Here is a 7,219-nt window from a genome sequence, read left to right as displayed (position 1 = left end):
GGTCAGGACATCTACGCCATCAGCGCGCCGCTCGCGGTGGAGGCCGTCAACCGCATCCTCACCGGCCGCACCAAGACCACCGGCGTCGCCTCCGCGGGCGCGATCTTCAACGCCCCAGACTTCCTGCGCGCCCTGTCCCCACACCTCTCACTGCACGTCCCGCTCGACACCCGCGGCTGACCGGCGACCCGAACCGCGACCCAGACCGTGGTCAGTGCGGTCCACGAGCAGGCCGGTCACCTGTACGGGGCTGCCCTGCGGGCCTGACCGGGCCACTCGCACCATCCGAGTCGTCGCTAGGCTTGGAGCGTCTGCCCGTCCTGTGCTGGCATGATTTGTCCGGTGCGTTTATGGACGGTCCAGCATCGAATGGTTCTCGAGTTACTGGAGGACAGTGGTGAATTAGTTGGCGACTGGGCCAGGGTGCTGAGCCACTCATACCGTCCTGCTTACGAGGAAATGGCGGCGGAGATGGCACGGCGCGGTATCGACTGCGCGGGCCGACCGCCGTTGTGGGCATGGCCCGGGCCGGATACCCACGATGATCGAGTGGCGTTGACAGCGGAACTCCTCCTCAATCCCGATAGTCCAGAGGAGTATGACCGCTATGTCGTCCTTGATCTGGATGTGCCCGATGAGTTCGTAGTACTCAGCTCATATGGGCGATGGAACGACTTCCTGGAAGCGATCTTCATGGGTGACAGTTCCCCGCGCATGGACTGGTCGATCGACCAGAACGAGCTCGATGAACAGGCCTATGCGCGCGTCCAGGCATGCCTTCCGCGCGTGGCAGGCCCATGGGTCCTGAGCGTCCGCCCGTTGAAGCCGTCGTCGTTGGACGAGCCCGAAGAAACGCCGTGCACGGTTGAAGCTGGTAAATAGGTGATGCTCCGTCGTCATGCGACTGGGTCGCGGAGCCAGATCCTGATCGAGGCGATGTCGATGGTGCCCTGATAGATCCGCTCACCCGAGGGGCTGCCAGGGGACCCGGTGGGAAGCAAGGAATCTAACCGGCGCGGCGGCCGCGACGCCAACTGAGGCCGATCCTGCTCGCGGCCGGGCCGGTCGTGGTCGGAGTGGTGCCCGCCGACCCCGCGCTGGATTACCAGCCAGGGCAGCCGACCGGCATCACCACGAGCGGACTCATTCACCAGGCGGCCGACTGCGCGCTGTTCCCCGGGCTCAGCGCCGCCGCGTTCGTCCTGGCCCCGCATCTGGGACAAGCAAGCCGGGGATGGGCCGTGTACGCCCGCGTGTCCGGCGCTCTGATCATCGTCTTCGCGTTCGCCGCCGGCATCGCCTACCCCTCGACACGCTGGGCGTCCGGCGACCGGCGCCCGCCGGCCTGCTCGAACATCTCTCCACGCCGCACGTGGAGATTCCGAACGGAACCAAAGAACTTCTTGATCGGACACGGTCTCTAATCCGGTGTTCGATCTATGAAAGGAACCCAAGTGTTCATGTCCGCCAAGACGATCGTCGCCGCATCCCTCCTTGCCGCTGGAACGCTCACCACCGCCGCGCCCGCGCAGGCGGCCGTCGAGACGCCGCAGAGCGTTTGCGGCAACGGTTTCCGTGTGGTGAAGGACGGCGTCCGGGCGATCAAGGACAGGCAGGGCGCCGAACTCGGCAAGGTCTTCCTGCTCTACAACAGGAGGAACGGCTACAACTGCGCAGTGACATTCCGGACCCTGTTCGACGTTGACCACGCCAAGGTCTTGATGGGCGCCACGCTGACCGTCCAGACCACCACTCCTCCGCTGACCTCCTCCAAGACGACCTCGGGCGTCTACAGCAGGCACACCAAGCCGGTGAAGCTGTTCGCGCGTGGCCTGTGCGTCAAGTACTCGGGCACCATCCAGAGCCCGGCCTCCCGCTGGGAGGGGAAGGGCGGTCGCGACAAGTGGGGCAACTGCGGCAGGTGACCGGTTCGGGGTGGTGTGCTCACACCACCCCGAACGACCACCGGTGAGCGACTCCACCAGAAGAGGAAACCCTGACGGCACCTCTGGCCGACGTGCCGTTGGCCCGCCGCGCCCATTATTGCGGCAACCTGTCGCCTGGACACGATCGCCGTGCAGAAGCCGCACCGCCTCCGCTTAGCGATGCGGGCTGGCGGGCCGCGGCAGCCTTGCGCGCTGGGCTGGGATAACGCGCATCCGTGCGGGTGGCAGCACGCAGTCGGTAGGGGAAGAGGGTTCGGTGCCCCTTCCCTTAGGGAGCCTGGCCGGAGGCTATCGCGTGGCACACATCACTGCCTCGGAGGTCTCCGCGATGGTTTTCCCGAGGCTGGGGACTGTAAGAACAACGGCGTGCGCCGTGAGGTGCTGTGTTTCGAGTGGAGGTGAAAGACCTTCGCCGCCTGTCCGGTTACGACCTCATCTGGCGAGTCGCGTACGACCTCATGGTCTTGCCGGCCCCGGGCGTTATCCATGGGAGTTGAGCCAGTCGCGTCTATGTAATCACGACCGAGCATGGTGACGTTCTGTCATCGCCGTTGCCTTCCTATCCATAGGACTGCAACGACGAGAAGGAACGATGCGGATGGCATACGGCTTGGCAGTGCGGCCCCCAGATGGCGCCCGGACCTGGACGGTAGTCGATGCTGGCTACCGGACAGTGACGCCCGTCGGGCAGTGGCTGGAGGCGCACCGGCACCTGTGGTCGCCGAACACGGTGCGCAGCTATGCGACCTCGCTGTCCCAGTGGTGGACGTTCCTGGAGCAGCGCGGCGAGACCTCCGGGTGGCGGGAGGCCGGGTCCCAGCGGTGACGGCCTTCTTGTTGTGGCTGCGAAATGGCCGCACCGTCGAACACGCGCTGATCGAACCGGACGAGGAGGTTGACCAGCATGCGAACTGTGATTCTTGACCTACGGCCCGGTTGGGCCTGCCACGCTCGACGCCGGCACTGGGCAGCGCTGGGAAACTGGTCGTCATGGAGATGACCGTCTGGATGGACGCGTGGCAGATGCAGTGCTGCGGCGAGAAGTTCCGTGTCGGGTCCACCGTGGAGTGGACGCTGGGCCCCGCAGGCCAGGACTGGCTTGCGTCGGTCCTCGGCGAGGCGGCCGCCGAGGTCGACGCGAGGGAGGAACACCACGGTGGCGTCTCGAAGGAGACACTCGGCACTCGTGGTCAGGTGCAGTCCATCACCGCGGTCCATTGCCGCTACGCCCCCACGCCCGGGGCGGACAGCGGAACGCGCTATCCCGTCAAGGGAACGCAAGTGCTGACCGCCGTCGAGTCCGCCGATAGGTGGACGCAGAAAGACCACGACGAGCTGTTATTCGTGGGATACCTGGTCCGGCTCGCCACTACCTGATCGGCGAGCGACTGGCTCACCGTGCTAGCCCCGTTCTTCGCATGTGAGTGATCTTCAGCGGAGATCTCGTGGATCAACATCGAGGAGGTCCAGGAGATGGAGTTGGAGACCAGTGGGTTGTGGGATGGTCGGGGGTGACTGACCGGTGCCCGGGATCAGCCGGATGCCGGCCAACGCGTCCAGGATGAGCCGGCCGGTGGGAACGGCGGGCCGTCCGGCGTACAAGCCGTTGACCTTGGTCGCGCCCTGGGCGGCCAGGGCCTGGCGGACCTGGCGTTCGATCAGGCAGAAGATGAGCAGCGCCTGGCAGATCACCGTGATCAGTGCGTTGATGCGGCGGTTGTTCTTCAGATACAGGTTGGTACGCGCGGAATCCGGTCGTTGTGCGTGGCCAGCCCCGCGAACCGGGCCGCCGTGTCCCAGCGCCGGATCACCCGCGCCCGCCACAGCAGACCGGCCAGCCAGCCGCGCACCGATGGCACGCCGCCGAACAGCGAGACCAGGCACACCGCCACGCCGAGCGCGACCGGCCAGTCACCCAGCCACCAGGCCCCGCCGAGCATGCTCTGGTGGACCACTCAAGCTGATCAAATCCTGATGCCGCCGCCGGCCCGGTTAGAGCCGCTCGCCGCGGCGCACCCCCCGCTCGCCTACCAGGTGGTGACGGTCGACGGCGACTGGCGGCCCCTGTCGGCGTACGGGCCCTACCGGTAGGGCAATCCCAGCCACTTCGCGGCGTTCGAAGTCCCGTCGAACGCTGCGAGGACCGAGAAGCACAACTCGGAGAACTCTTACGTGGCTGACGTGCCTTACACCTCCCCGAGCCCCTGACCAGCGCGTTCGCTCAACTACCCCAGATAAGGCAAGAGACGTCGAAACGCGCGGCTATCTCCTCGACGGCGTGGCCTTCGGCGTACAGGGAGCGTGCCTGGTCGACCTGCTCCCCGGTGAGGATGGCACGCCGCCCGCCGTTGCGGCCCCGCGCGGCCGGGGCGCGGGCGGTTCGCCCAGCAGCGCACTGGCGCCGTCCAGGATCAGGCTGCGCAGCCGTTCGGCCGGTTCGTCGCGGAACAGCACCACCGGATCGGCCAGCCCGGCCACCACCTGGCAGGCCCGCACCCGCTGCTCGAGCCCGCCGCCCGGACCGGACACCAACTCGTTGGCCAGGGCGATCGCGGCGCGGAAGCGGTCGGCGATCGGCGCCTGCACGACGCGGGGAGACCGCTTCCTGGTCGGGCTCGCAACGCTCAACCTGCTGGTGGAGCTGTCGGCGGAGGGTCCGGGGTCGGCGACGAGCACGAGAAAGGTCAGGGCGGGGCCGTTCCGTCACCGTTGATCGACGGGTTCTTGCTCGGCGGCCGCGGCGTAGGCGGCCTTGAGGCGCTCGAACGGGCCTGGACCGTCGTGCGGCTTCGGCGGGGCGCCGAGGTGGCGGACGCGAAGCTCGTCCATGAGCTCCTCGATGAACGCCGGACCCTCATCGCGCATGAGCTGCTGTCGGCTCCGGAGTTCGTCGCTGCCCGGGCGCCAGTCGAGGCCCCAGTTGCCGAGGGCGTAGATGATCGGAAGAGTCTGGATACCGGCTTCCGTGAGGCTGTAGCGAGCGCGCTGCCCCCGCGCGGCGGTGCCGCGGGTGAGGATCCCTGCCTCGACGAGCCGCACGAGGCGGTCGGCGAGGATGTTCGAAGCGATGCCCTCGATCGACCCGGTGAGCAGCGCCCGAAAGTAGCGGCGGTCGCCGAAGATGACGTCGCGCAGCACGAGCAACGACCAGCGATCTCCGAGCACCTCGACGGCGGCGTTGATCGGACACCCGGACCGTGGTTCCACGATTCCTCCTTGACAGGTATTTCGTCCGCCTATAGTAGTTGCAGATCGCAATCACTCTTGGGAAGAGGAGCTGATGGGCCGCTTCGTCTATGCGATGCAGGTGTCCCTCGACCTGCGGATCGAGCAAGTTCCTGGGGACAACGGTGCCGGCGAGTGGCTGCGCATCGACGAGGAGCTGCACCGCGAGGCCAACGCGCTGACGCAGGCGCTCGCGCTCATGGTCCAGGGCCGGGTCTACTACGAGGTCATGGAGGAGTACTGGCCGCGGGCGCGCGAGGACGCGTCGCTGCCGGACTACATGCGTGAGTACGGCGAGATCTGGACCGCCAAGCCCAAGGTGCTCGTCTCCCGCACCCGCCGCAGCGCCGACCACAACACCCGGATCATCGGCGGAGACGACGCGATCGAGCAACTCGCCGCCCTGCGGGCCGGGACCGACGGCAGCATCAGTGTGGGCGGCGCGGCGCTCGCCACACAGCTGCTCCGGGCGGGGCTGCTCGACGAGCTGCTGCTCTTCACCCATCCCGCGATCCTCGGCTTCGGCAGGCCGCTGTTCGACGACTACGACGTGCCGATCGAGCTCGACCTGCTCGAGCAGCGATCGTTCAAGCAGGGCGTCACGATGCATCGCTACGCCATCCGGGACGCAAAGGAGGCGAGCTCGTGCTGAGGCAGGTCGCGGAGGGCGTGCTGGTCCACGAGAGCGAGTTCGTGCAGAGCAACGCCGTTGTGGTGCAGGGCCGGGCCGGCGTGTTGCTCATCGACCCCGGGGTGACCGGCTCCGAGATCGACTGCCTCGCGAACGACCTTCGCGAGTTGGGTCAGCCCGTTGTGGCAGGGTTTTCCACGCATCCGGATTGGGATCACCTGCTCTGGCACGCCCGGCTCGGCGAGGCGCCCCGTTACGGCACGGCGCGCTGCGCGGCCGCTGTCCGAGATCAGCTCTCGGACGCAGGTGCGAAGGCCCGCATCGCCGCCCACCTGCTCGAGACGGAAATCGCCGGGCAGGTACCGCTGGACCTACTCGGCCTCATCACCGGCCTGCCCGCCGGAACTGCGCAGATTCCTTGGGATGGCCCTCGAGTCCGGATCATCGAGCATCAAGCGCATGCCCCGGGCCACGCGGCGCTGTTGATCGAGGAACGCGGGGTTCTCGTCGCCGGCGACATGCTCTCTGATGTCCTGATTCCGATGCTCGACCTGAACGACACCGCGGACCCGATCGAGGACTACCTCACCGCGCTGCGGCTGCTCGAGGGCGTGGCGAGCGACGTCGATGTCGTCGTCCCGGGCCACGGTTCCGTCGGCGGATCCGACCAGGTACAGGCACGGATCGACCAGGATCGGGCGTACGTACTCGCGTTGCGGAACGGCCAAGTCCCCACCGACCCACGGGTCGGCCCATCGGCCAAGCCTGGCTGGGAGTGGGTGAGCGACGTGCACGAAGGGCAACTCCAGCGCCTCGCCCAATGAAGCGAGCGCTCAGCAGGCCCACTAAGTCGCTGGTCTCCCGCGGGGAGGGCGTGCGTGAGTGGCTGGCCACGCTGCGCATGTCCTCGGCCGCGTCAGGCTCGGCTGTCTGAACGGCCAAGATCGTACGGCCCAGCTGCGGAAGGCGGGCGTGCCGGCCTGGATCTGGTGGGGGCGCTGCGCGAGGGCGGCGAGGTCGTCGCGATGACCGGCGACGGCGTCAACGACGTCCGGCCCTGCGCGCGGTCATCGGCGTCGCGTCACTTGTCCTGGCCCTCCTCATAGCCACGGTCATGACCGTCCCCAACCAACCGGTGGTCGGTCAACTGGCCGGGCGACCCGGCACCCATGGCCGGTCGATCCCCCTCCTCGCGTCTCCTCCCAGCGCCGGGCCAACGAGGTCCTCAAGTCTGCCGGGTGTTGCATTACGTGGAGGAACGAGGCGGCCTGAACGGTTCGGCAAGGAGGTCGGCGGCGGATCAGCAAGCCGGGCATTTCGGAAAGAGCGCTTCGTTATGGCCGCTATTTGGCCGGGTGCGGCTTGACACCACGGCCGCACCTTCATTGACCTGGAGCTATATGTTTCATCGCGGAAC

General features: G+C 67.4%; 11 protein-coding genes and 1 pseudogene. 8 read left to right on the top strand and 4 right to left on the bottom strand.

Annotation, left to right across the window (positions count from 1 at the left end):
- From ACIBVN_RS18650 to ACIBVN_RS18625, 6 genes and pseudogenes are all read left to right on the top strand, one after another.
- Nucleotides 1–180: pseudogene (locus tag ACIBVN_RS18650) on the top strand (saccharopine dehydrogenase); the annotation flags it as partial.
- Between the two features lie 162 nt (nucleotides 181–342).
- A complete protein-coding gene (locus tag ACIBVN_RS18645; protein ID WP_397137828.1) occupies nucleotides 343–882 on the top strand; it encodes a DUF3841 domain-containing protein in 540 nt (179 codons plus the stop codon).
- Between the two features lie 152 nt (nucleotides 883–1,034).
- Nucleotides 1,035–1,424: a DUF998 domain-containing protein gene (locus ACIBVN_RS18640; protein ID WP_397137856.1), complete on the top strand. Its 390-nt coding sequence runs from the start codon at nucleotides 1,035–1,037 to the stop codon at nucleotides 1,422–1,424.
- A 36-nt stretch (nucleotides 1,425–1,460) separates the two neighbouring features.
- Nucleotides 1,461–1,925: a hypothetical protein gene (locus ACIBVN_RS18635; protein WP_397137826.1), complete on the top strand. Its 465-nt coding sequence runs from the start codon at nucleotides 1,461–1,463 to the stop codon at nucleotides 1,923–1,925.
- A gap of 619 nt (nucleotides 1,926–2,544) precedes the next feature.
- Complete coding sequence (locus ACIBVN_RS18630) at nucleotides 2,545–2,772, top strand: hypothetical protein (RefSeq protein WP_397137824.1); 228 nt, start codon at nucleotides 2,545–2,547, stop codon at nucleotides 2,770–2,772.
- 164 nt (nucleotides 2,773–2,936) lie between these two features.
- The gene (locus ACIBVN_RS18625; protein WP_397137822.1) at nucleotides 2,937–3,323 is read left to right on the top strand and encodes a DUF6578 domain-containing protein; all 387 of its coding nucleotides are present in this window, start codon (nucleotides 2,937–2,939) and stop codon (nucleotides 3,321–3,323) included.
- A 54-nt stretch (nucleotides 3,324–3,377) separates the two neighbouring features.
- Here ACIBVN_RS18625 and ACIBVN_RS18620 read toward each other — a convergent pair whose 3' ends face one another.
- From ACIBVN_RS18620 to ACIBVN_RS18605, 4 genes are all read right to left on the bottom strand, one after another.
- Nucleotides 3,378–3,638 carry a hypothetical protein gene (locus tag ACIBVN_RS18620; RefSeq protein WP_397137820.1) on the bottom strand — a complete coding sequence of 87 codons (261 nt, stop codon included), beginning with the start codon at nucleotides 3,636–3,638 and terminating at the stop codon, nucleotides 3,378–3,380.
- Nucleotides 3,639–3,670: 32 nt separating this feature from the next.
- Nucleotides 3,671–3,901 (bottom strand): hypothetical protein, encoded by a 231-nt coding sequence (locus ACIBVN_RS18615; RefSeq protein ID WP_397137818.1) that lies wholly within the window; start codon nucleotides 3,899–3,901, stop codon nucleotides 3,671–3,673.
- A gap of 307 nt (nucleotides 3,902–4,208) precedes the next feature.
- Nucleotides 4,209–4,622 carry a hypothetical protein gene (locus ACIBVN_RS18610; protein ID WP_397137816.1) on the bottom strand — a complete coding sequence of 138 codons (414 nt, stop codon included), beginning with the start codon at nucleotides 4,620–4,622 and terminating at the stop codon, nucleotides 4,209–4,211.
- 27 nt (nucleotides 4,623–4,649) lie between these two features.
- Nucleotides 4,650–5,153 carry a winged helix-turn-helix transcriptional regulator gene (locus ACIBVN_RS18605; RefSeq protein ID WP_397137814.1) on the bottom strand — a complete coding sequence of 168 codons (504 nt, stop codon included), beginning with the start codon at nucleotides 5,151–5,153 and terminating at the stop codon, nucleotides 4,650–4,652.
- Nucleotides 5,154–5,226: 73 nt separating this feature from the next.
- Here ACIBVN_RS18605 and ACIBVN_RS18600 point away from each other — a divergent pair, with 73 nt between their 5' ends.
- Nucleotides 5,227–5,823: a dihydrofolate reductase family protein gene (locus tag ACIBVN_RS18600; RefSeq protein WP_397137812.1), complete on the top strand. Its 597-nt coding sequence runs from the start codon at nucleotides 5,227–5,229 to the stop codon at nucleotides 5,821–5,823.
- A complete protein-coding gene (locus tag ACIBVN_RS18595) occupies nucleotides 5,817–6,626 on the top strand; it encodes an MBL fold metallo-hydrolase (RefSeq protein ID WP_397137810.1) in 810 nt (269 codons plus the stop codon). Before ACIBVN_RS18600 ends, ACIBVN_RS18595 begins: the two co-directional genes overlap by 7 nt.
- Nucleotides 6,627–7,219: the final 593 nt, after the last annotated feature.

Source organism: Nonomuraea sp. NPDC049400 (assembly GCF_044466425.1).
In the GTDB taxonomy this organism is placed as follows: Bacteria; Actinomycetota; Actinomycetes; order Streptosporangiales; family Streptosporangiaceae; genus Nonomuraea.
Note: the sequence above shows the minus strand (reverse complement) of the source record. Positions and strands in the feature narration are given on the sequence as shown.

Bases quoted from the DNA above. Each gene is read 5' to 3' on its own strand.
- ACIBVN_RS18625 (WP_397137822.1), top strand. From the start codon at position 2,937: ATGGAGATGACCGTCTGGATGGACGCGTGGCAGATGCAGTGCTGCGGC.
- ACIBVN_RS18600 (WP_397137812.1), top strand. From the start codon at position 5,227: ATGGGCCGCTTCGTCTATGCGATGCAGGTGTCCCTCGACCTGCGGATC.
- ACIBVN_RS18635 (WP_397137826.1), top strand. From the start codon at position 1,461: ATGTCCGCCAAGACGATCGTCGCCGCATCCCTCCTTGCCGCTGGAACG.
- ACIBVN_RS18630 (WP_397137824.1), top strand. From the start codon at position 2,545: ATGGCATACGGCTTGGCAGTGCGGCCCCCAGATGGCGCCCGGACCTGG.